Origin of the sequence: Sedimentibacter hydroxybenzoicus DSM 7310 (assembly GCF_013403245.1) — a bacterium.
In the GTDB taxonomy this organism is placed as follows: Bacteria; Bacillota; Clostridia; order Tissierellales; family Sedimentibacteraceae; genus Sedimentibacter; species Sedimentibacter hydroxybenzoicus.
This window is the reverse complement of record NZ_JACBNQ010000059.1, coordinates 1-1557: the sequence shown is the minus strand read 5'-3', so window position 1 is coordinate 1557 and position 1557 is coordinate 1. Positions and strand designations below refer to the sequence as shown.

The window sequence follows — 1557 nt, the reverse complement described above, 5'->3', positions numbered from 1 at the left end:
CACTACACTTCCTCTGTCCAGCATTATAATCCTGTCTGAAAACTTTATTGCGTCATTCACATTGTGGGATATCATCATAGTTGTTATCGCCTGGTTTTTTATCAATTCTCTCGTCTTTTCCATTATCAGCCTCGATGTCTTAGGGTCCAGTGCTGCTGTATGCTCGTCTAAAAGCAACAGCTCCGGCTTGATGATTGTTGCCATCAACAACGACAACGACTGTCTTTGTCCTCCTGACAGGTATTTTACTTCTGTGTCTAATTTGTTTTCTAAACCTAAATCCAGCGTTTTTAATATTTCTTTATAGTTTTCTATTCTGTTTTTGTTTATTAATCTTCTTAATGAAAACTTCTTACATTTCTTATCTGACAATGATATGTTTTCTAATATTGTCAGTGACGGCGACACTCCTTTTGACGGGTCCTGGTGTACTCTTCCTATAAACTGGGCTCTTTTGTTTTCTTTAAGGTTGTTTATATTCCTTCCGTTTATTGTTATTTCTCCGCTTTCGGCTGTTGTCACTCCGCTTATTATATTGAACAGTGTACTTTTTCCGCACCCGTTTGCTCCTAGTATGGCTGTGCATTCGTTCTTGTTTATGTGAAGATTGAAATCTTTAAATACTTTTACTTCGTTTTCTGTTCCTGTGTTAAAGCTTTTGGATAATTTATCGATTGTCAGCATATTTTCCTCCTGTTGTTCTTTTTATTATTTGTGTACTGAATGTGTTGTAGCTTAAAAAGCATATTACTATTATTGCATTTATCGCTTTTAAGTCTGTGGGGGTAAGTCCTAAATCTATTGCAAGGTTTCCTATAAACTTGTATATTAATGCTCCTGCTATTGCTCTTGTGGTATTTTTTAATTTCTTATTGTTTTTTATTATGGTATCTCCGATTATTATTGATGCTATTGCTATGACTATTATTCCTGTTCCCATTGTTATTTCTGCAAAGCCCTGATATTGTGCCATCAGTGCTCCGCTTAATGAAACCAGTCCGTTTGATAGCATTAATCCTATCAGTTTGTATTTGTTTGCATTTTCCCCCAAGGATTTCACTAATGTTTCATTGTCTCCTGTGGCTATAAGCAAGTATCCTATTTCTGTTTTTAAGAATAAGTCCATTATTATTTTTATCGCCGCTATTATCAAAACTAAGACCGCTATTGTGGGAAGTCCTTGATATATGGAATCGTAGCTGAAAAGTCCTATGTTTGATTTTCCGTTTAATCTAAGGTTCACCGAATATAAAATTGTCATAGTGAGTATTCCGGATAATAGTGCTTTTATTTTTAATTTTATGTTGAGTGTATATGTTAAAAGCCCTGCAAGTGTCCCGAATACAAATGCCAATATGGTGCTTGTTACGGGACTTGAGCCTGATGTTATAAATCTTGCAAATATGAACGCTCCCATGGGGAATGTTCCTTCTACTGACAAATCTGCAAAATCAAGTATTTTGTATGTTATTGTTACTCCTATGGCAAGGACTGCAAATATCAGTCCCTGCTCCATTGATGTCATTATTAATGAGTTCATGTTTTTCTTCCTTTCTA

Annotated in this window: 2 protein-coding genes; both read right to left on the bottom strand. The window is 35.3% G+C overall.

Annotated elements, in window-relative coordinates; genetic code table 11:
• A partial coding sequence (locus HZF24_RS18635) for an ABC transporter ATP-binding protein (RefSeq protein ID WP_179239885.1) occupies window positions 1–684 on the bottom strand: 684 nt, incomplete at its 3' end.
• A complete protein-coding gene (locus tag HZF24_RS18630; RefSeq protein ID WP_179239884.1) occupies window positions 668–1540 on the bottom strand; it encodes an ABC transporter permease in 873 nt (290 codons plus the stop codon). The genes HZF24_RS18635 and HZF24_RS18630, both read right to left, overlap by 17 nt.
• Window positions 1541–1557: the final 17 nt, after the last annotated feature.